The 23,058-nt window shown below is 27.0% G+C and carries 22 protein-coding genes; 21 read left to right on the plus strand and 1 reads right to left on the minus strand.

Annotation, left to right across the window (positions count from 1 at the left end):
* Positions 1-51: 51 nt before the first annotated feature.
* From VJI94_RS00650 to VJI94_RS00730, 17 genes are all read left to right on the plus strand, one after another.
* On the plus strand, positions 52-516 hold the full coding sequence (locus tag VJI94_RS00650; protein ID WP_004833556.1) for a CtsR family transcriptional regulator: 465 nt from the start codon (positions 52-54) through the stop codon (positions 514-516).
* Positions 509-1,003: a hypothetical protein gene (locus tag VJI94_RS00655; RefSeq protein ID WP_248109454.1), complete on the plus strand. Its 495-nt coding sequence runs from the start codon at positions 509-511 to the stop codon at positions 1,001-1,003. Before VJI94_RS00650 ends, VJI94_RS00655 begins: the two co-directional genes overlap by 8 nt.
* Entirely contained in the window at positions 996-1,973 is a 978-nt protein-coding gene (locus VJI94_RS00660; RefSeq protein WP_324007975.1) for an ATP--guanido phosphotransferase, read from the plus strand. The genes VJI94_RS00655 and VJI94_RS00660 overlap by 8 nt, the downstream gene beginning before the upstream one ends.
* Positions 1,974-1,984: 11 nt before the next feature.
* On the plus strand, positions 1,985-4,408 hold the full coding sequence (locus VJI94_RS00665) for an ATP-dependent Clp protease ATP-binding subunit (protein ID WP_324007976.1): 2,424 nt from the start codon (positions 1,985-1,987) through the stop codon (positions 4,406-4,408).
* A gap of 77 nt (positions 4,409-4,485) precedes the next feature.
* Positions 4,486-4,818, plus strand: a complete 333-nt coding sequence (locus VJI94_RS00670) for a heavy metal-binding domain-containing protein (protein WP_004833551.1) — start codon at positions 4,486-4,488, stop codon at positions 4,816-4,818.
* A 256-nt stretch (positions 4,819-5,074) separates the two neighbouring features.
* On the plus strand, positions 5,075-7,756 hold the full coding sequence (locus VJI94_RS00675; protein WP_324007977.1) for a cation-translocating P-type ATPase: 2,682 nt from the start codon (positions 5,075-5,077) through the stop codon (positions 7,754-7,756).
* Positions 7,757-8,082: 326 nt separating this feature from the next.
* Entirely contained in the window at positions 8,083-9,753 is a 1,671-nt protein-coding gene (locus tag VJI94_RS00680; protein ID WP_150262905.1) for a formate--tetrahydrofolate ligase, read from the plus strand.
* Positions 9,754-9,769: 16 nt separating this feature from the next.
* Complete coding sequence (locus VJI94_RS00685) at positions 9,770-10,408, plus strand: cyclodeaminase/cyclohydrolase family protein (RefSeq protein ID WP_324007978.1); 639 nt, start codon at positions 9,770-9,772, stop codon at positions 10,406-10,408.
* 10 nt (positions 10,409-10,418) lie between these two features.
* Positions 10,419-11,270 carry a bifunctional 5,10-methylenetetrahydrofolate dehydrogenase/5,10-methenyltetrahydrofolate cyclohydrolase gene (locus VJI94_RS00690; RefSeq protein ID WP_150262906.1) on the plus strand — a complete coding sequence of 284 codons (852 nt, stop codon included), beginning with the start codon at positions 10,419-10,421 and terminating at the stop codon, positions 11,268-11,270.
* Position 11,271: 1 nt separating this feature from the next.
* Positions 11,272-12,549 (plus strand): folylpolyglutamate synthase/dihydrofolate synthase family protein, encoded by a 1,278-nt coding sequence (locus VJI94_RS00695; protein WP_324007979.1) that lies wholly within the window; start codon positions 11,272-11,274, stop codon positions 12,547-12,549.
* A complete protein-coding gene (locus VJI94_RS00700; RefSeq protein WP_029948918.1) occupies positions 12,549-13,091 on the plus strand; it encodes a 5-formyltetrahydrofolate cyclo-ligase in 543 nt (180 codons plus the stop codon). Before VJI94_RS00695 ends, VJI94_RS00700 begins: the two co-directional genes overlap by 1 nt.
* A 110-nt stretch (positions 13,092-13,201) precedes the next feature.
* Positions 13,202-14,086 carry a DegV family protein gene (locus tag VJI94_RS00705; protein ID WP_040597123.1) on the plus strand — a complete coding sequence of 295 codons (885 nt, stop codon included), beginning with the start codon at positions 13,202-13,204 and terminating at the stop codon, positions 14,084-14,086.
* Positions 14,087-14,119: 33 nt separating this feature from the next.
* Positions 14,120-14,503: a CidA/LrgA family protein gene (locus VJI94_RS00710; RefSeq protein ID WP_324007980.1), complete on the plus strand. Its 384-nt coding sequence runs from the start codon at positions 14,120-14,122 to the stop codon at positions 14,501-14,503.
* Positions 14,487-15,176, plus strand: a complete 690-nt coding sequence (locus tag VJI94_RS00715) for an LrgB family protein (protein WP_324007981.1) — start codon at positions 14,487-14,489, stop codon at positions 15,174-15,176. The genes VJI94_RS00710 and VJI94_RS00715 overlap by 17 nt, the downstream gene beginning before the upstream one ends.
* A gap of 138 nt (positions 15,177-15,314) precedes the next feature.
* Positions 15,315-16,334 (plus strand): hypothetical protein, encoded by a 1,020-nt coding sequence (locus VJI94_RS00720; RefSeq protein WP_324007982.1) that lies wholly within the window; start codon positions 15,315-15,317, stop codon positions 16,332-16,334.
* A 4-nt stretch (positions 16,335-16,338) separates the two neighbouring features.
* Positions 16,339-17,370 (plus strand): hypothetical protein, encoded by a 1,032-nt coding sequence (locus VJI94_RS00725; RefSeq protein WP_150262911.1) that lies wholly within the window; start codon positions 16,339-16,341, stop codon positions 17,368-17,370.
* Between the two features lie 3 nt (positions 17,371-17,373).
* On the plus strand, positions 17,374-18,060 hold the full coding sequence (locus VJI94_RS00730) for an ABC transporter ATP-binding protein (protein ID WP_150262912.1): 687 nt from the start codon (positions 17,374-17,376) through the stop codon (positions 18,058-18,060).
* Between the two features lie 29 nt (positions 18,061-18,089).
* Here the strand turns inward: VJI94_RS00730 and VJI94_RS00735 are convergent, their stop codons facing one another.
* A complete protein-coding gene (locus VJI94_RS00735) occupies positions 18,090-19,301 on the minus strand; it encodes a nucleotidyltransferase family protein (protein WP_324007984.1) in 1,212 nt (403 codons plus the stop codon).
* A 205-nt stretch (positions 19,302-19,506) separates the two neighbouring features.
* Between VJI94_RS00735 and VJI94_RS00740 the strand changes: the two genes are divergently transcribed.
* The 4 genes from VJI94_RS00740 to VJI94_RS00755 are packed head-to-tail and all read left to right on the plus strand — an operon-like array spanning position 19,507 to position 22,845.
* Positions 19,507-19,938, plus strand: coding sequence for a macro domain-containing protein (locus VJI94_RS00740; RefSeq protein WP_324007986.1), 432 nt, complete (start codon positions 19,507-19,509; stop codon positions 19,936-19,938).
* Positions 19,939-19,990: 52 nt separating this feature from the next.
* Positions 19,991-20,719: a hypothetical protein gene (locus tag VJI94_RS00745; RefSeq protein WP_004833532.1), complete on the plus strand. Its 729-nt coding sequence runs from the start codon at positions 19,991-19,993 to the stop codon at positions 20,717-20,719.
* A 46-nt stretch (positions 20,720-20,765) separates the two neighbouring features.
* Positions 20,766-22,277: a murein biosynthesis integral membrane protein MurJ gene (murJ, locus tag VJI94_RS00750; protein ID WP_041953787.1), complete on the plus strand. Its 1,512-nt coding sequence runs from the start codon at positions 20,766-20,768 to the stop codon at positions 22,275-22,277.
* Between the two features lie 22 nt (positions 22,278-22,299).
* A complete protein-coding gene (locus VJI94_RS00755) occupies positions 22,300-22,845 on the plus strand; it encodes a hypothetical protein (protein WP_041953788.1) in 546 nt (181 codons plus the stop codon).
* Positions 22,846-23,058 lie beyond the last annotated feature (213 nt).

Raw genomic sequence — 23,058 nt, forward strand, 5'->3', positions numbered from 1 at the left:
ATTCGTTGGGTATAATATAATAAAAGTCAAAGTAGGTCAGGAGGTGTTCTTTTGGCAGGTATCAGTGATATTATAGAAAAATTTTTGAAAGAAATGTTAGATAATTCGGAGAATGGGATTATTGAGATAGGTAGAAATGATTTAGCAAGTAGATTTTCTTGTGCTCCTTCTCAAATAAATTATGTTTTGACAACAAGATTTTCTTCAACAAAAGGATATTATATTGAAAGTCGTCGAGGAGGGAGTGGTTATATAAGAATTTCAACTCTTTCAAATGAAGATGTATTTTTAAATTCAGTTATTGAGTATTTAGAACAAAATAATATAACTTTTAATGAAGGTCGAAGAATTATAGATAGAATCTTTGAATTGGGATATATCACAAAAAGAGAAAGATTTATTATTTTACACGCTATAAGCGATAATTCTCTTTGTGTAGATAATAAAGTTAGAGATAAGTTAAGAGCTAATATTTTGCTTAATATTTTGTATTCTTTCGGGAGGGAAAATGAGTAAGAGAATTGCAACGATTAGTTATGAAAAAGAAATTACAGATATTGAATATGATAATTTATTCAATTCATTAAAATCTTATGAAAAAGATGAACTGTTTTGTAACTTTAAAGGTCAAATTTCTAATTCAAATATTAAGTGTAAAAAGTGTAAAACTTCTGTAAAGGATATTGTTCATACAAATTTACTTGTTTGTCCTTGTTGTTTTGAGACAATTTATAAACTTATAGAAAACAAGAAATTGAAACCTACACTCATTTATTCAAATTTTATCAAAAGACTATTATGCAATGATTTTAGAAAATATAGAGGCAAAAAACCTGAATATGCTAAGGAATTTTTTGAAAACGAAATAAAAATTTCAGATTTAGAAAGAGAGCTGGAGCATAGTATAGAGAGGGAAGAATTTTTAAAATGTGATATTTTAAAAAATGCTATTGAAGATTTAAAAAAGAAAAATCTGAAATTTAGGAGGAGAATAAATGAGTAGTTTCTTAGGAAAAATTTCTGAAAAGTATGTTTCTCTTTCAAGTCAAGTTGATGTTTATAGAAATATAAAGGGATTCAAATTTAATTGTATGTTAACTTTTGAAGATGAAATTAATTTATATAATAAAATTTGTTCTCAATTCTATAAATTGTATTACAGTGATAGGTTTACATTTGAAAAGGTAAATACAAAAAAACAAATATTAAAATATTATAATAAAGGGATATTTTTGTATTCAAATGATATTTTTAGAGAAAATTCATATATAGCTTCAAGAGATGATAAGTTTGTTTTTATGAATATAAACATTGGGGAACATCTTAGGTTGACAGGGAAACTTCCGGGAGTTAATTTTTTTAGATGTGGACATTTTGCTTATGGGCTGGAGTCAGATTTAGATGAGAAACTGAAATTCTCATTTAATACAAATTTCGGCTATGTTTTTAAAGATGTGAATTTAGTTGGGAATGGATTAAAAATGATTGGAGTTTTACATATCCCGTCATTAAAATATTATAAAATGACTGAATTTTTAGAAAATAAAATGAAAAAATTAGGAATTAACTTTTATTCTTTATCCAAAATAGGTCTTTGTGAGGATTTTTATATAGCAGAATTTTGTAATCACAATGCAGAAGAATTTTCTGCTATTAGAAAAATGGACAAATATATTACAGAAATTGTTAATTTGGAAATAGATAATCGTAGAAAACTTTTAGGTATAAAAACTGATTACTATAGAGAAAAATTTGAAAGATATAAGAAAATTTTGAAAAATAGAGAAAATATAAGTCCATATATGATTAGTAAATTTATTTCACTTTGTATATTATTACAAAGTTTGGAACTTATAGTTAATTATGATATAAAGGTGTTGTATGAATGTCTTATGACTGTTAGAAGTTCAACTTTTTTAAATGAAAAAGAGAGAGATAAAGAACTTTTAAATGTAATTTTTAAATTAATATAGGGGGTAGTTTTATGTATGAAAATGTAATTAGAAGCGTTGATGAGTTTATCCGATATGCAGTAAATGAAGCCTTTTATCTGAAGGATGATTATATTGGAACTGAACATATTTTACTAGCTTTTTTAAAAATAAACAGTAGAGAAACTGAAAGTCTTATTTCAGCAGGTGCAAATTATAATTCTTTAAAAAGTTATCTAATAGATAAGAGAGGTTTTGGAAACTTTTCTAATGTTGCTAGTAAGTTATCTAAAAACGCAAAGAAAGTTGTAGATAATGCTATGGATATTGCAATGAATTCAGATAATATTCAAGTTTTACCTTGTCATCTTTTGATTTCTTTAATGGAATTAAAAGTAGGGTTAGCATATAAAATGCTTATTGAAACTAATGTCAGTCCTGAAAGTATTTTAGCAGATATAAAAGAAAAGATACATTTTGAAAATGATTCGGATATTACAGGGGAAGTAACAACAGAAACCCTAGAAAAATACACTGTAAATTTGAATGAAAGAGCAAAAAACGGAAAGATAGATCAAGTAATAGGTAGAGATAAAGAAATAGATAGAATTTTACAAATTTTACTCAGAAGAACAAAAAATAATCCAATTTTAATTGGAGAGGCAGGAGTTGGAAAAACTGCCATTGTAGAAGGTCTTGCTCTTAGGATTGTAGAGGGGAAAGTTCCCGAATTTTTAGAAAATAAAACTATTTATAGCCTAGATTTACCGGCTATGCTTGCAGGAAGTAAGTATCGTGGAGATTTTGAAAAAAGAGTAAAGGATACTTTAGATGAAATTATGAAAAATAAAAATGTAATTGTATTCATAGATGAATTTCATAATATAGTTGGAACTGGAGGTAGTGAAGGTTCCATTGATGCGGCAAATATTTTAAAACCATTTTTAGCTAGAGGAGAAGTTCAATTAATTGGTGCCACAACTACTGATGAATATAGAAAATATATTGAAAAAGATTCTGCACTTGAAAGAAGATTACAACCTATAGAAGTTTCTGAGCCAACAGTTAGTCAGACTATAAATATATTATTGGGTCTAAGAGAAAAATACGAAAAACATCACGGGATAGTAATAACAGATGAAGCTATAAAAGCAGCTGTAGAATTATCTAATAGATATTTGACAGATAGATTTTTGCCGGATAAAGCTATTGATTTGATAGATGAAGCCGGATCTATGCTAAGAATAAAATCATATTTAAATCCGGATGATATAATTTTTTTGAAAGATGAAAATTCTAAATTAAAAGCTGATATAAAGAATTTTGTTGCAAATCGGGAATTTTTAAAAGCTCAGGAATATAAAAATAGATATGAACAAAATTTAGAAGAGATTAAAAAGCTTAAAGAGATAAAAAAAGACAAAAAAAATAATGAGAATTTAACTTTAAAATATGATGATATTGCAAAAGTTGTTTCAGATTGGAGTAAGGTTCCGGTTAACAAATTAACTGTTGAGGAAAGTCAAAAATATTTGTCCCTTTCAGATAATTTAAAAAATATTGTTATTGGTCAAGGAACAGCAATTGACAGAGTTACAAGTGCGATAAAAAGATCTAGAGCAGGAGTATCTTTGGGTAGTAAGCCTATAGGTAGTTTTATTTTCGTCGGAGCAACAGGAGTTGGTAAAACATATCTTGCAAAATCTTTGGCAAATCTTTTATTTGAATCTGAAGAAAATATGATTAGGATAGATATGAGTGAGTATATGGAAAAACATACTGTTTCCAAACTTGTAGGCTCTCCTCCCGGATATGTCGGATATGGAGAAGGTGGATATTTAACTGAAGCAGTTAGAAGAAGACCATATAGTGTTGTATTGTTTGATGAAATTGAAAAAGCTCATCTGGATGTATTTAATATGTTACTTCAAATTCTTGATGATGGAAGACTTACGGATTCACAAGGAAAAACCATAAATTTTAAAAACACAGTAATCATTATGACTTCAAATGTAGGAGCATCTGCAATTGAAAAGAAAAACACTTTAGGTTTTTATTCAAAAAAGGATGAAGTAGAAAAAGAATATGATAGGATTAAAGATATTGTAAATTCTGAACTTAAGATTATGTTCAAACCTGAATTTTTAAACAGAGTAGATGATATAATAGTATTTTCAAGACTTGACGAAAAAGATATATTTAAGATTACAGAGCTTTTACTTGAAAAATTGAAAAAAAGACTTAAAAATATTGGTCTAAATGTTGGATATAGTAATAAGATTATTAAAAAATTATCCGATATGGGATATGATAAGTCTTATGGAGCAAGACCTCTTGAAAGAATTATAAAATCTGAACTTGAAAATAAAATTGCAGATGAGATTTTAAAGAATCAAATTCTCAGTGATGAAAAACTATTTTTAGATGTTAAAAAAGGCAATATTGTATTGGAAAAAGTAAAAGTCAAAACTAAGTAAATATATTTTTTATTCTTAAGATAATAGAATATCTTGATAATATTTATAAAATATGTTAATATCATAAAAAAGGAGAGATGTTTGTGATAATTACAACTACAAATAGTATTGAAGGATATGAAATTGTTGAATATAAAGGAGTTGTTTTTGGCGAAGTAATTACAGGAGTAAATTTTGTAAAAGATTTTAAGGCGGGACTTAGAGATATTTTTGGAGGACGTTCGTCTTCTTATGAAGAAGAATTGATGGAAGCGAGAGAAGAGAGCGTAGATGAAATTGTAGAAAGAGCGACAGAAATTGGAGCAAATGCTGTCGTTGGACTTAAGATGGATTATGAGATGCTTGGGGCATCGAATAGCATGATGATGGTTACCTGTTCTGGTACTGCTGTTAGAATTGTAAAAAAATAGATTTTAGGTGTTTTAAAATTTTTTAAAACACCTTTTTCGTTTTAAGTTTTTAAATTTAATTTATTTTACTTGAAAAAATTTTTAAAATTTAGTATAATGTATTCAATAAAGGGGAGTAGCTAATTTTGTTTGGTCGTCAATACGGTTTATCCCGGCTAAACACCTAACTATTTCAATAGGAAGCAAGACCTTTGTTTAATTTTATTAAACAAGGTTTTTTTTATGTAAAAAAGCCTTAATTCAAGGAGGAAAATTTATGTTTTGGTACAACAAAAGTGTTAATGAATGTATCAATGAGCTTGGAAGTGATGCGGAAAATGGTCTTTCAAGCAAGAAAGCTATAGAGCTTTTAGAGAAAAATGGAAGAAACGAATTAAAACAGAAGAATAAAAAATCACTTCTTTCAAAAATTATTGACCAATTCAAAGATCCGATGATTTTAATTCTAATTGGAGCTTGTATTATGTCTGCTGTTGTTGGAGAAATAACTGATGCTTTTATAATTATTGCAATTGTAATTGTGAATGCAATTCTTTCGCTTAATCAAGAAGGAAAAGCTGAAAAGGCAATAGAAGCCTTGCAAAAAATGGCAAGTCCTATGGCTAAAGTTTATAGAGATGGAAAGTTATTGCATATTCCTTCTCCAGAAATTGTGGTTGGAGATATTGTAGAGCTTGAAACAGGTGATATTATTCCAGCAGATTTAAGATTAATTAAAAGTTTTATTTTAAAGATTGATGAAGCTTCTTTAACTGGGGAATCTGTACCTGTTGAAAAATTTGCAGATAAAGTTTATGATGGAGAAATTGAGATTGGTGATAGAGAAAATATGGCTTATTCATCAACTATTGTGTCTTATGGTAGAGGAAAAGGAGTAGTAGTTTCTACTGGAGAAAATACTGAAATTGGTAAAATTGCAACAACTCTTGATTCTTTTGAAGATGAAGACACTCCACTACAAAAGAAGCTAGCTGGTCTTTCAAAATCTCTTGGACTGATAACAATAGGAGTTTGTGTTGTAGTTTTTATAGTTGGACTTCTATATAGACAGAAATTCTTACTTATGCTTTTAACTGCTATTTCACTTGCTGTTGCAGCGGTTCCTGAAGGATTACCGGCAATAGTTACGATAGTGTTATCACTTGGTATGACAAAGATGGTTAAAAAGAATGCAATAGTAAAGAAACTTTTAGCAGTTGAAACATTAGGAACTACAACAGTAATTTGTTCAGATAAAACAGGAACTCTTACTCAAAATGAAATGACTGTAAAAAAAGTTTTCGTAAATAATTTAGTTTATGATGTAGAAGGAACTGGTTATGAACCTGTTGGAGATGTGCTTTTAGACGGAGAAAAAGTTTATGCTAAAGAAATAGATGATTTTATTTCAATTTCTAAAATTTCAACTCTTGTTAATGATGCAAAACTTATTAAAGATGAAAATATGTATAAAATTGTAGGAGATCCTACGGAAGGAGCATTGCTTACTCTTTCTGAAAAAGTTGCTATTTCAAAAGATGATTTAAGTAATAAACATAAAAGAATTGCTGAAATACCTTTTGATTCTACTAGAAAGATGATGACAACTTTTAATGAAAATGTATTTTCATCAAATATCATTTCTGCTACAAAAGGAGCTCCGGATATTGTAATAGGTAATTGTAAATATGTTCTAATAAATGGAAAAGAAGAAGAGTTTACTTCTGAGTTGAAAGATAAAGTTCTTTTACAAAATAGTCAATTTGCTAAACAAGCTCTTCGTGTGTTAGCTTTTGCTTATAGAAAATTTGATTCATTACCTGGAGACAGAACTTCAGAAAATATTGAAAAGGATATGATTTTTGTTGGATTGATGGGAATGATTGACCCCGCAAGACCTGAAGCAAAAGAAGCAATTAAGGAATGTAGAAATGCCGGAATAATTCCAATAATGATAACAGGAGATTATCTTGAAACCGCAGTAGCCATTGCGAAAGATTTAGGAATTTTAGATGAACATTCAAAAGCAATTATGGGTCGTGAACTTAATAAGATGACTGAAGAAGAAATTTGTGAAGTTGTTAAAACTACAAGAGTTTTTGCAAGAGTAAGTCCTGAAAACAAAGTACAAATAGTTAGTGCCTTAAAGAAAAATGGACATATTGTTGCAATGACAGGAGATGGAGTAAATGATGCGCCTGCAATTAAGAGAGCAGATATTGGCGTTTCAATGGGAATTACCGGAACAGATGTTGCAAAAAATACTTCAGATGTAATTTTAACAGATGATAATTTTGCAACAATAGTTTCAGCAGTTCATGAAGGACGTATAATTTATTCAAATATTAAAAAATTTGTATCTTTCTTGTTATCTTGTAATGTTGGAGAAATATTAATAGTTTTAATTTCAATATTATTAAACATACCGGTGCCTTTTGTTCCAATTCAATTGCTTTGGTTGAATTTAGTTACAGATAGTTTTCCGGCACTTGCACTTGGAGTTGAAAAAGGTGATGAAGATATTATGCATGTTTCTCCTAGAAATCCAAATGAACCAATTTTAGATAAGGAAATGATTTATAGTATAATTTCTCAGTCATTGGCAATTACTACAGCAACACTTGTAGCGTATTTTTATGGAATGTATCATTATCCTAATCATATTGAAGGAGCAAGAACAGTTGCATTTTTCACACTTATAACAGCAGAGCTTTTAAGAAGTTACTCTGTTAGAAGTAGTAGATTTACCTTACTCCATATTGGAGTATTTTCAAATAAAACATTAGTTTATGGAACAACTTTATCTTTCTTTATGATGTTAGTAGTTGTATATGTACCTTTCTTACAACCATACTTTGATACTGTTTCTTTAGGAATAAAAGAGTTAGCGGTTGCAATTCCACTAGCATTTTTACCTTTTATAGTTGCAGAAGTTTCAAAAGTTATGAGAAAAAAATAAAAAAATATTGTAAAAACAGCCGGATTATATGTAATAAAAAATTCGGCAGTTTTTTTACGATAAATTTTGAGTTAATTGTAATTAGTTATTATAAATTTAATTACCAACTATGGTTAAAATATTTATTTTGCTAAGCACAAACAAAAAAGAGTGTTTTGCAATTTATTCATAAGGGTATCTTATAATTTAAGTATGTAGTTTATTTTACATCGATATAGGATTCTTTTTAGAGTAAAAGATATTGACATATTCTTAAATAAATTGTATACTGAAAGAAGGAATAACGATTCCTAATAAATGTTTTGTTAATAAAAAGGAGGATTTTTATGAAGACAGATGTGCAAATTGCTCAAGAAGCGAAAATGAAACCTATCAAAGAAGTAGCTGATTATTTAGGATTTCCGGAAGAAGCTATAGAGCTTTATGGAAATTATAAGGCAAAGTTAAATATTCATGAATTGAAAGATTATAAAGATAGACCAAATGGAAAATTAATTTTGGTAACTGCTATTACTCCAACTCCTGCAGGGGAAGGAAAAACTACAACTGTTGTAGGACTTGGTGACGGATTAAATAGAATAGGGAAAAGAACATCTCTTGCACTTAGAGAACCTTCTTTAGGACCGGTTTTTGGAGTTAAAGGTGGAGCTGCAGGTGGAGGATATGCTCAAGTAGTTCCTATGGAAGATATAAATTTACATTTTACAGGAGATTTTAATGCTATTGGTGCGGCAAATAATTTACTTGCTGCAATGTTGGATAATCATATTAATCACGGAAATGAATTAGATATTGATGCGAGAACTATCACTTTAAAAAGAGTTGTTGATATGAACGATAGGCAACTTCGTTTCATTGTAGATGGATTAAACGGAAAAGCTAATGGTGTTCCAAGAGAAGATGGTTTTGAAATAGTAGTTGCTTCAGAAGTAATGGCTATTTTATGTCTATCAAATGATTTAAAAGATTTAAAGGAAAAATTAGGAAAAATCATCGTTGCTTATAATAGAAAAGGTGAACCAGTAACCGCAAAAGATTTGAATGCTCAAGGAGCTATGGCGGCTTTATTGAAAGATGCTATAAAACCAAATCTTGTTCAAACATTAGAACATACTCCTGCATTTATTCATGGAGGACCTTTTGCAAATATAGCACATGGTTGCAATAGTATAATTGCTACAAAATTAGCATTGAAATATTCTGATTATGTTGTTACTGAAGCAGGTTTTGGAGCTGACTTAGGAGCTGAAAAATTCTTAGATATAAAATGTAGATTTGCAGGTTTAAATCCTAATGCAGTCGTAGTTGTTGCTACTGTAAGAGCATTAAAAATGCACGGTGGACTTGCTAAGACTGAATTAGGAAATGAAGATTTAGTTGCATTGGAAAAAGGACTTCCAAACTTATTAAAGCATGTTGAAAATATGCAAAATCTATTTGGTATTCCTTGTGTAGTTGCAATTAATAAATTCCCATTAGATACTGATGCGGAAATCAAATTGATTGAAACAAAGTGTAAAGAATTAGGCGTTAATGTAGTTCTTTCAGACGTTTGGGCAAAAGGTGGAGAAGGTGCTATCGATCTTGCTCATGAAGTTGTAAGACTTGCTGAAAATGACAAACCAATTAATCAAATTTATGATATTGAAGATTCTTTAGAAGAAAAATTAAATAAAATTGTTCAAAAAGTTTATGGAGGATCTGGTATAACATTCTCTCCAGGAGTAAAAAAGAAAATTAAAACTATTGAAGAATTAGGATTTAGAAATGTTCCTATCTGTATGGCGAAAACACAATACTCATTCTCTGATGATAAGAATAAGGTTGGTAGACCAGAAGGATTTAAGGTAAATATCAAAAATATAAAAATTGCTGCAGGTGCAGGATTTGCTGTTGCTTATAGTGGAGATATTATGACTATGCCTGGATTACCAAAAGTTCCTGCTGCAAATAATATTGACATAACTGATGATGGAAAAATAATTGGATTATTCTAGCTAATAGGAGGAATTTATGGAACAAAAAATGTGTGATAAAACCATAAATTTATTTATTCAAGAATTATCAGATAAACAACCAGTACCGGGGGGCGGAGGGGCATCCGCTCTTGTAGGTGCTTTGGGAGTTGCCCTTTTAAATATGGATGCAATTTATACTACTGGTAATGAAAAATTTAAAGATGTTGAAGAAGAAATTAAAGAACAAATTAAAAAGTACAATGAATTAATTATTTACTTAAAAGAATTAGTTCAAGGTGATGCAGATGCTTTTTATCCACTTTCTCAATGTTATAAGATGCCAAGAAATACTGACGAAGAAAAGAGATTAAAGAGAGAAGCATTAGAAGAAAACCTTTATAATGCTGCTATGATTCCTTTACAAATAATGGAAAAATCATATGAGGCACTTTGTTTAGTAGATAGACTTATTAGAATTGGGAATAAAAATCTTATTGGAGATGTTGCAACTGGAGCTGTATTTTTAGAATCCGCTCTTAAAGGAGCAAGTCTTAGTGTCTTTGCGAACACTTCTTCAATGAAAAATGAAGATAATATTAAGATGATAAATGAAAAATCTATGAAATTATTAAAAGACGGAACGAATCTTGCTAACAAGGCGTTTGAAGAAATATTTAATGGATTTTTAAAATAAGGAGACTATTATGACAACAATAATGAAAGGTAAAGAAGTAGCAATTGCTTTAAAGGAAAAGATTAAAGCAGGAGTTGCTGAACTTAAAGAAAAAGGAAAAGTTACTACTTGTGGTTTTATTAGAGTTGGAGATAGAAGTGATTCTATAGGTTATGAAAATGCAGCAATTAAAGTTTTATCTTCTTTAGGAATTGAATGTGTTCAATTTCACTATCCAGAAGATATTACTGAAGCTGATTTTATATCTGAACTTGAAAAAATTGGAAATGATGATAGTGTTGATGGTTTTTTACTTTTAAGACCATTACCTGCACATATTGACGATGATTTGGTTGGAATGAAAATTAATCCTAAAAAAGATATTGATGGAGTAAGTCCATATAATATTGGAGAAGTTTTCTATCCGAAAGAAGATAGTTTCATTCCTTGTACCGCTGCTGCTGTTATAAAAATGTTAGAATTTTATGATTTAGATTTAACAGGTAAAAATGCAGTTGTATTAGGTCGTAGCAATGTAATCGGAAAACCTGTTGCAATGCTGTTATTGGCAAAAAATGCAACAGTTACTGTATGTCATAGTAGAACTCAAAACTTAAAAGGAGTTTGCAAAAATGCAGATGTCTTAGTTTCAGCTATTGGGAAAGCTCATTTTGTTACAAAAGAATTTGTAAAAGAAGGGGCTATAGTAGTTGACGTTGGAACAAATTATGATGAAAACGGAAAGGTAACAGGCGATGTTGATTTTGATGAAGTTTCTGAAATTGCAAGTTATATTAATCCTGTACCCGGTGGTATCGGATCAATAACTACTTCAGTTTTAGCTGAAAAATGTTTAATCGCTGCTAGAAAAAAGGTAAAATAATATGAATTATGAAACTGCAATGATAAAACTCAGAGGAGAAGTTTGCAGTGGAGTTAAATTAGGTTTACAAAATATAAAAAATCTTATGGAAAAATTAGGAAATCCACAAGATAAATTAAAAATTATTCATATTGCAGGAACCAATGGTAAGGGTTCCTGCACTTCTTTTGTAAATTCTGTTTTAGTTTCACAAGGGTATAAAGTTGGGATGTTTACTTCTCCCTCTATTTACAATTTTGAAGAAAGAATTAGAATAAATAATAAAAATATTCCAGAAGATAAATTAATAGAATTAATGAATGAGGTAAGAAAAATTGCAAATACTCTTGAAGTTTTTCCAGCCGATTTTGAACTTGTAACGGCTTTAGCATTTTTGTATTTTTATAGAGAAAATTGTGATTTTGCTATTATGGAAGTAGGATTAGGTGGAAGACTTGATGCTACAAATGTAATAAACAAACCTTTAATTACATTAATTACATCTATAAGTTTTGATCATCAACAATTTTTGGGAAATACAATAAAAGAAATAGCATTGGAAAAAGCAGGAATAATTAAAGATGGTGTTCCTCTAGTTCTATATTCTCAAGGTACTGAAATTATGGATAATATAATGGGAGTTGCAAAATCTAAGAATTCTAAAGTTATAGTAAATGATTTATCTAAAATTAAAGTATTGGAAAATAAAAAATTAGGGCAAGTTATTGACTATAAAGATTTTAAAAATTTAAAAATAAATTTACTTGGATCACATCAAGTTAAAAATGCTACAATTTCTCTTGAGCTACTTTTAGAGCTTAGAAAAATAGGTTTTGATATTTCAAATGAAAGTATATATAATGGATTTTCAACAGTTACTTGGCCTTGCAGATTTGAACTGGTTTCAAAAAGTCCGGATTTTATTTTGGATGGAGCTCATAATATTGATGGAATTGAAAAATTTGTTTCAAATATGAATTTTTATTACAAAAATAATAAAAAGATTGCCATTTTTGGCGTTTTAGCAGACAAAGATTATAATGAAATGCTCGAAAAAATTGTTCCATGTTTTGATGTGTTTTTGACTGTTAGACCGGATTCTGAAAGAGCAATGGAAGCTTATGAATTAAAAGAAAAAATTGAAGCATTAACTGAAAAAAAAGTTTATAATTTTGAAAATTATCAAGAAGCAATAGATAAAGCATTTGAAATATCAAGTAAAGATGATGTTATTTCAGCATTTGGATCTTTGTATTTTGTAGGAGAGATTCGTAAACTTTTGGGAGTGAGTGATTATTAATGGATAAAAAAATTATAAGAAAAGAAATTCAAGAGAAACTAAAAAAAATATCAGATAAAGATAGAAAAAGTTTTGAAGAAATTTTATATAAAAAATTATTTGAAAACGAAAATTTTAAAAATGCAAATTGTATTGCACTGACAATTCCATTTGGTACGGAAATAAATACTTATCCAATAATTGAAAAATTGTTGAAAAACGGAAAAATAGTATGTTCGCCTATTTGTGAAAAAGAAAGTAGAAAAATGACTTTTTATAAAATAAATTCTTTGGATGAGTTAGTTGAAGGATATTATGGTATAAAAACTCCCCCTAAAATAGAAGAAAATATTATCAAAAAAGACGAGATTGATTTAATATTAGTTCCGGGAGTAGGATTTGATAAAAATAATTATAGAATTGGATTTGGTGGGGGCTATTATGACAGGTATTTAAAAGATTTTAAAGGATATACGATATCTTTAGCTTTTAAAGAGCAAATAGTGGAAAAAGTTCCAACAAATGAATTTGATTTACCTGTGGATTTAGTAATAACAAATTAAACATTGGATTTTAAAAAATAGTTTTATTTTAAAGCTATTTTTTTCTTGCAAAAAATTCAAAAATAGTATATTATATAAACTAGGTAGGTTTTTTAAAAATGGAGGTAAATATGATAAAGTTATTTTCTGATATGGGAGCAGATATTCCTGTAGAAATTGCAAAAAAATATAAAATCCGAATTTTTAATATGGTTGTTACTGATGGAGAAAATGAATATATTTTAAATTACGATATAGATAAATATAAATTATTTGAAAATATGGCTAAGGGAATCAATTATAAAACTTCTCAGGTATCATATAAAGATTTTTATGATACTTTTAAGGAAGAAATTTTAGCTGGAAATGAAATTATTTATATTTCTTTGTCTTCTGGACTTTCAGGAACTTTCAATACTGCTAATATGGTAAAAAATGATTTATTAGACGAATTTTCAAATGCAAAGATTCATGTGATAGATAGTTTAGGTGCCAGTTTTGGATACGGTATTCTTGTAATAAAAATTGCAAAGATGATTGAAGAAAATGAAAGTATAGAAGAAATTTTAAAATATATTGATTTTTATAAAAAACACATTAATTACATTTTTACTGTTGATGATTTAACTTATCTTTATAGAGGAGGAAGATTAAATAAAGCTAAATTTATAATAGGCAATTTATTAAATATCTGCCCTATATTAGATGTTTCGAAAGATGAGGGGAAACTTAATTTTTTTGATAAAGTCAGAGGTCATAAGGCATTTAAAAAGAAACTTGTAGATATAATTAGTAACAGATCAAATGTTTTAGATAAACAAACTCTTGTTATTTTTCATGGAGATTGTGAAGATAAGGCAAACGAGTTAAAAGAATTATTGATGAGTGAATTTAATAATGACGATATTTTAATTAGCGGAGTAGATGCAGTAATAGGATGCCATACAGGTCCGACTGTTTTAGCTATGGTTTATCTTGATGAATTATATGGAAAATATGATAAGTTTGAAATTTAAGGGTTAGAGATAACCCTTAAATTATTTTAGGAGATGATTAGTATTAAACATATTTATGAATTCTTAATTATTTTAATTTTTTTATTTATTGGAACTATTTTGGAGGTTATTTTTAAATCTCCAATTCCAGCTACAATTTTGTCAATGTTACTTTTAGTTGCATTATTATATTTTAAAGTAATTGAGTTAAAGAAAATAGAAAAAGTTTCAGGGTTTTTACTAGAAAGTATCACATTGTTTATGACACCGTTAGTAATTGGAGTTATAGATAAATTCCATCATTTTAACGGAAAATTTTTACAAATATTTTTAATTTTGTTTATAAGTGTAGTTGTATCTATGATTGTTACATCCTTTGCTACAACTTTTTTTGTGAAAATTTTTGTAAAAGGAGAAAAAAATGGAATTAATAATTAACAGTCCGCTTTTTGGAATTTTTCTAACAATTATAACATTTATTATAGGATATGAAATTCAAGTAAAACTAGGATTAAAATTTTTAAGCCCAATGGTTACATCTTCAGTTTTAATTATTTTGGTTCTTTTAATTTTTAAAATTCCATATACTAATTATAAGCTAGGGGCGGATATATTAACTTTTTTTGTTGCTCCTGCAACTGTTGTACTGGCAGTACCATTATATAAAAATTTAGATATAATAAAAAAATATTTTCTTCCAATATTACTTGGATGCTTAGTTGGAATTGGGGTTGGAGCTATTACAGGAATTGTATTATGTAATATTTTTGGAATAAATAAAGAAATTTTACTTTCTATGCTACCAAAATCTGTTACATCTGCAATAGGTTATGAAATATCAAAGAAAATTGGAGCAATTATGGAAATTTCTATGGTATTTATAGTTATATGTGGAATTATAGGCTATAGCGTAGGGGAACTAATTTTTAAGATTTTTAAAATAGATAATAAAGTCGCAAGGGGCGTTGCGCTTGGTTCTTGTAGTCATGTTCTAGGAACTGCAAAAGCAATGGAGATTGGAGAAATTGAAGGGTCTATTGCTACAGTTTCAATTTCAATTTCAGGGATTTTAGCTGTAATTTTAATTCCTTTAATATTGAATTTTATTTAGTAAAAAGCTGATAAAAACAAATATATTATTTTTATCGGCTTTTGTTTTTTAATCGTAAAACGCGTTGACAATTTAAATAATATATGGTATTATTAACTTCAATAGTGTATAAAATAATTATACTAAGAGGTAAAAGCTATGAAGATAAGTCAAAATAAAAATATAATCTTCCTATTACTGGTTTTAAATTGTATTGTGGTTCTTGGATTAAATTATATTGTAGGAAGAGATTTAATTTATCCTGATTATGATATGAGTGAAAATTTTGTAAAACTAAAATCAAATGGGAATAACTCCAATAAAAAAAATGATTTTGATTTTTTGCTTGAATTTGATGATATAAAGGTTATAGCAGAAACTAATCGAAATGGACTGATAGGTCTATATAATCCCACTATGGATTATTATTATAAGTCCACTAAATTTAATGCATTAGGCAGGCTTAGATATTTTTCTATGGATGACTATATAGAAAAGAAAAAAGTAGCTATTAATATAGATGAAATATCTCCTAATTTTAGGCATACAAAAGAAACATCATTTTTTGATATTCCCGAAGTAAAAGGTATGGAATATATTAATACTTTTGATCCAAATTCAACTATATATAAAGATGGACTGAGAGTTGTAGCTAATTTATTTGCCTTGTCTTCAACTTCCTTTGACACTATTTATATTGATTCGGATAATGTTAAACATTTGGAAGAAATTAAGGATAAAATAAAAAATTTAGGATATGATGAAGTTGAATTTAACAGATTTAACAATAGAAAACCTTTGATAACCAATATATTTAATTCTCTGAGTGATAGATATGCAAAATTTATATTGCAAGGAGTAGTAGCTACTTATTTATTATTCTGTTATGTGTTCGTAGTTTATCTTTCAAAATATAATAAATATTTTAGAGTATGTCTAGAATGTGGGGCTACATTTAAAGAGGTGTTAAAAAACTTTTTAAAGCAAAATCTACTTTTCAATGTAATAGCGGGATTAATATCCTCAATATTTATGTATATATTTTTGAATCATATATGTAAATATTTATCATTTACAGAACTTTTAGCTATTCCGATATTTATAACGATAACTTCAATGGTTTTAACTTGGGCAAAATTTTCGTTTACATTAAAAAAGACAAAGCGAATGATGAGGTGATGTTATGGTTATAGATAATATAAAATTAGGGTTTAGAGACATAAAACGAAATACAAGAATTTTTATATTATTCGGATTGTTAATCTTATCTATTAGTGTTATATTGTCATTCTCTACTTATGCTTTAAATTTGGCTCTAAAAGAATCGAAAGATACTGAAGTTAGTTATTTTGCAATTCCCGTTTCCTATGAAATGAAAGATTTTATAAAAGTTGAAGATAGAGTAGATAAATTATTAAAAAAAGGTGGATACACAAAATTTGTATCTGAGTATGTAAATGAAGAGAAGGGAATTTTTATCCAAATATTTATTGGAAAATTTCAAAAGAGTTCCGAAAATAGGGTTTTGTTCGCAATAAACTCGGAAGATTTAGAATTATTTAAGCAAAAGGAAAAAACTTTAAAAGTAGTTTCAGCTGATGAATTAGATAAGATAAAATTCAAAACAGTCGGTGTTGACCTTGAGATTGATGACGATAATTTGGTTTTTCTGGAAGTGGCTAAAAAAGAGACTTCATTATCCGATTTTAAGTTAAATCCTGCTGAATTAAAAGATTTAATAGAAGGTACAAAATTTACCGATAAAGAATTAAAAAATGGTTTGGATGAGGAGTTTGAAAAGGCGATTTTAAACTCAGATATAGTTTTTAAAAAGCATATTAATTCTGTTAATATGACAGATGTAGATTTTATATTAAAGTATATATATTTTTATGTATTTTTGCTTTTGTTGGCTTTTTTGCTTTCTTTTGGAATATTCATTAAAAATTTATATAAAAGATTACTTAGAGAATATAAAATTCATATAATATGTGGTGCCACCAAAAAAAGTATATTTATTAGAAATTCAGTTTTTGTTCTGTCATTGGCTGTGTTTAATTTTATGATAATTAATTTTCTGAATAGATTTAATTATGATATTATATTTTTTCTAAATATAGGGTTAAATATTGTTTTTGTTTTGTTATTAGAATTTGTTATCTTAAATATGCTCATTAGAGAAGATTTAAGTACAACTCTAATGGGAGGTGAATAGAAATTGATTAGCTTAAAAAATTTAAGAAAAGTGTATAATGAAAATAAAAAATCTGAATTGCTTGTTTTAAATGAGTGTAATTTAGATATAAAAAAGGGCGAAAAAATTATTATAACTGGAGAAAACGGAGCCGGAAAGACTACTTTTTTAAAAATTCTTGGACTACTTGATAAAAATTATTCAGGAGACTATAAAATAGAAGATAAAGATATAAATTCAATGTCTTCAACAGAAATTGCAAGACTAAGAAATGAAGTGTTCGGTTTTTTCTTTCAAGAGTATAATTTATTAGAGGATGAAACAGCTTATGATAATATTGTAATTCCTTTGATGTATTCTAAAAAGTACAAAAGAAGTGAAAGAAAGAAAAGAATAAATGAAGTCTGTGAAAATTTGGATATAGTAAGATTACTTAATCAAAAAGTCAAAACATTATCAGGGGGAGAAAAGCAAAGAGTTGCTATTGCAAGAGCAATAGTAAATGACCCAGAAGTTATAATTTTAGATGAACCTACGAGTGCTTTAAGCAGTAAACTAAAAGCAAAGGCAATTAATTATATTAAGAATATTGTAAAAGATGAAAAAACATTAATTATTGTAACTCATGATTTAGCAATAGTTGACAATTTGGATAATAAATCAGACTATATATTTTATAATTTGGAAGACGGAAAATTTAATATTATGTAATTTTAAAATAACTACCGAAAATTCGGTAGTTATTTTTGCAAAAAAGATATAAACTCAGTTTCGTTTTTGTTATTTGTGAATAGCTTATAAAGTTTTCTTGAATTTTGTTCAATTTCAAATTTGTTTTTTTGAAAATTCGATAGATTTTGTGTGCTTTTATTTGTTGTTACAATTTCTAGATTAGTTTTATTTTTAATTTCTTTAAGCAATTCTTGTCCTTTTTTATTAAAGCCTAAAACAGTTATATATTCAATATCTTTTGAATAAATTTCCTTTATTTCATTATTTATATTTAATAGATAATTGTAAATAAATCTTTTTATTCTAACTTTTTTATATCTTTTACTCTGTATTTTTTCTGTTAATTCTTCTATAGAGTTTACTGAATATATATTTTTCTTAATTAAATTTAAAATTCCATTTTCGTAATTTACAATATTTTCAGGATTTATTTGATTTATTAAAATATTGTATTTTAAAATTTCTAAAATAACTTTTTCATTAGGTAAAATATTATTTTTTACTGAATTTTTTAATTCGTCAAAAGTATTTTTATCTATAAAGTTTTCAATTTTTTCAAAATTATTTTCATAAATTGCTTTTCTTATTGCTGAAGCACTTAATTGATCCTGTGAATTATAATCTTCATCATTATAATTTTTTCCTTTTCTTTTTATAGGAAATGGAGTTATTTGAGATTTTGATAGTATTAAGTTTTTGACATATTCAATTGATAGAATATTATTTGAAATAAAAAAGTCATCTTGTATTTCTAAAACTTTATATTTTTTGTTGATTTCTATACAAGCATTTTTATATGCAACTGCATAACTTTTTCCAAGTTTTATTTCAAAATTCAAAAATTCTTCTATTTCATCTTTATATTTAAGCTGAAATTTTGCAATTTCTATTATATCCTCTTTTTTTTCACATTCAAAGCCAAAACAAAGATAGTCAATGATATTTAGTTTGTTTAGAATAGATATTCCACCTTTTGCAAAATTTTCTGCACTTTGTAAACTGAAAAAAAATGGAAGTTCTATTACAAGATCAACTCCATTATTTATTGCAATTTTAGCTCTTGTATATTTGTCTAAGATTGTACATTCTCCACGCTGAACAAAATCTCCGCTCATTATTGAAATTATATTAGTATTTAATTCTTTTTTTATTTTATCTATTTGATATTTATGTCCTAAATGAAATGGATTGTATTCAGCTATTATTCCTGAAGTCTTCATAGATACTCCTTTGAAAAATTTTCTAATTTTACTATAACATAATTATTTTTTACTGCTTTTATTATATCATATCATTGGGTTAATTGAAAAATAATTTATTAATCAGAAAATTATCAATTTTATATGCCTGTAATTATTGACTAAATCTAAAAAAAAATATATAATAATTGTACTATTTTTTTACGTATACTTTTGGAGGTTTGTTATGGACATTAGAGTGGTTAGCGAAAGTATTTTCAATATTGAATCCGACTGCATTGTTTATTTTGTTGATAATGCTTTTTCAAATGAGGATACTATGGAAATTATCACTAAAGCCGGAAACAGATTACTTGATGTTTTTAGTAAAATAAGTTCATTAGCAACCGGAGAGTTTAAGACAGTTCCGGCATTTAATCTCAAAGCAACTTATGTTGTTCTTTGTTCAATTCCACTAAAAATTGAAAAGGAAGAAGATGAAAAGTTTTTAGAGGAGATTTTTTCTGATATTTTGGTTGAAATTGAAAGACATAAATTCAACACTCTTGCTGTTGATGTTACAAGACTTTCCAATAGTTATAGTTCTAAACATAGTGAAATTTTAAAAAAATTTTTAAGATATGTAAGTGATGACGTTGTTGTTTTTATGTGTAAATAGGTTATATTCTTTATAGAATGTAGTAGATTAAAATTTATAGGGGGAGGGGAATATGAATACTTTATTAGATAGAGATACCAGACTTGCTTTAGAGTATAGTTTTTTGTACTTAAAAGATTCAGTAGCTTTTGATATTTTTATTTCCTCACTTTCAATAGAACAACGTGGGTTTAATGTAAGATTTAGACAAGCAATTTTCAATAAAATTTCTAAGAGTTTAGATATTTTTTACAAAAATAGATCTGATAGAGAATACATAAAGAGTGCTGTTCAAAAACTTGTGTATGATGATATAAATCGTCTAGAAATAGTATTGGCGGTTAATTCTTATATGTATGGAAAAAAATCAAATGTTTTTGCTAATGAATTAGAGAATTATTTTTTAGTTAATTATCCTAATTTAAAGATTAGTAGAAAACAAAAACTTATAGTTAGAAAATTATCTTCTAAAGATTATAGATTTAGAAATAGGCTTATAAATAATGTTATAGATTATTACAATCTAAATAAAAAATTTGAAGAAAAAACTAATGACTTTTTTGAAAATGTAATAAAAGAATATATTTTTAATCTTAACAATTATATTGTAAAACAATTAAAATTGGAATTTAAAGGCAATAGTTATTATGTTCTGCAAAAAGAAAAATTTTTGACAAAGAAAGAACTGGAAGAACTTTATAATCATATAAATAAAATTTTTATGGAACATTTAAACAAAACTTCAAGAATATTTATATGGTATGGGCTTAATGATAAAGTAACAAGTAGATATAAAAACTAAAGTCAAAAACTTATGTTTTTGACCTTTTTTATGATAGGAGAATTTTATGGGTTATACCGCTTTTTTACTTATGGTTATAAATATTTTATCTAAAATTTTGGGATTTTTTAGAGAAATATTGTTATCCTATTTTTATGGAACCGGAGAAATAGCAACAGCATTTCAAATTTCATTTTTGGTTCCTTATACAATTTTAGGCTTTGTAATGTCGGGGCTTTCTACAAATTTTATTCCGACATATACTTCTTTAGAAAATAAAAAAGGAAGAAACGAGTCTGACAAATTTACAAATAATATTTTGAATATAATTTTTATAATAGCAATTTTTGCAACTATTTTAGCTTATATTTTTGCAAGACAAATTGTATTTATTTTTGCAATGGGATATTCCGGTGAAATTTTTGAATTATCTGTTAGATTTACAAGAATTACTATACTTGGAATGTTTGCTCAACTTTTAAATTCTATTTTAAAAGGATACTTAAATATAAAAGGGAATTTTGTAGTTCCGGGATCAACAGGATTTCTATATAATATTATTATAATATTATTTTTAATTGTAAGTTATAAGATAAATCCAATATTAGCGCCTATAGGGGTTGCTGCTGCGACGATTTTTCAATATATTCCATACATTCCTGCAATTAGAAACACAGGATATAAACACAGATTTATTGTAAATTTTAAAGATGAAAATATTAAAAGAATGCTGATTTTAGCACTTCCAATTATTTTTGGGGTGGCAGTAAATCAGATTAATATACTTATAGATCAAAATTTAGCATCATTTATTTCTGTTAAAGGTATTTCAGTTTTAACTTATTCATTAAGACTTTATGAGTTCGTTTGGGGAATAATGATTGTTTCAATAACTACTGCAATTTATCCTACATTAAGTAGACTTGCAATAGAATCCACTATAAAATTTAAAGTTCAGATAACTAAAACTATTTCTACAATTTTGTATTTAGTTATTCCTTCAACCATAGGAATCATGCTTTTTTCAAAGGAAATTGTAACTTTAATATATAAGAGAGGAAAATTTGACGAAAGTGATGTTATATTGGTTTCAGGAGCATTATTCTATTATGCTTCTGGATTGATTGGACTCGGAATTAGGGATGTCTTATCATCTTCTTTTTATGCATTAAAATTAACAAAAATTCCTTTAATAAATTCAATTCAGATGGTTGTTTTAAATGTAGTTGCATCTATAATTTTATCAAAATTTATGGGACTTAACGGGTTGGCTTTAGGTTCAACAATAGCATCATTTTTTGGAGCGTTTAACCTCTATATGAAATTGGAAAAGAAAATTGGAAAAATAAAATGTAGAGTTATGATTAAAAATGTATATAAGATGTTAATTTCCGGACTTTTGATGGCTATAGGTTCAAGAATTATATTCTATTTATTACATCTAAAATTTTCTGGTAATTTTAGTTTAATTATATCAATTATTTTTGCCGTAATAATTTATGCAGTAAGTTCTATTTTACTTAGAACTAGACAAGCATTGGATATTTTAAAGGTTATTTTAAAAAAATTAAAAATATAAATAATTTATGAAAGGAGAAATTATGAAAAAAGGAAATGCTTTATTTGGAACGATTGGTGCAATAATTGGTAGTTTAGCAGGAGTAGCACTATATGTAGGAGTGGCTATGTTAAGAGTGTTCAGTTCATGGTCAGGATTTGTTGCTCTATATTGTGCAATTTTTATGTATACTTTATTTTCAAGAAAATTAACAAAATTGGGAGTTGTTATATCAATTATAGTTTCATGTGCATCAATGATTTTAGCAGAGGTAATTGTAACATCCATTAATATAGCTAATCGCTATCACTTCCCGTTTTTTGAAGTTTTTAAAAACTTTTTAAAGATATATCCTAAAATAACTAATAAGTTTTCATTTTGGATATATCCGGTTATAGCATGTGCATTTGTTTTAATAGGTGGATTTGGATATTTAGTTGGTAAAAACAAAAATGATGTTGAACTTATAGATAATGACGCAGAAGAAAGTGAAGAAGTTATTGAAGACGATGACTTTGGAGATGATGCTGAAGATGACGTTGAAGATGACAGCGAAGATGTTGTAAAAGAAGATAAATCTATTGAGTAAAAGAAAAAAATATTTAAAAATTAAGGAGTTAATAATTTATTATTTGCTCCTTTTATATTTTTAGTTATAAAATGTTTATATTTAATTTTATTGACTTTTTTTTGTTTTGTTGTTATAATTAATAAAAATTAAAATAGTAAGCGATGAAGGAAAAAAGTTTTGTTAAGATTTTTAGAGAGGTAATATTTGGTGAAAGTTACTAATTAATACAAA

The sequence above is a fragment of the Parvimonas sp. D9 genome (assembly GCF_035282565.1).
In the GTDB taxonomy this organism is placed as follows: domain Bacteria; phylum Bacillota; class Clostridia; order Tissierellales; family Peptoniphilaceae; genus Parvimonas; species Parvimonas micra.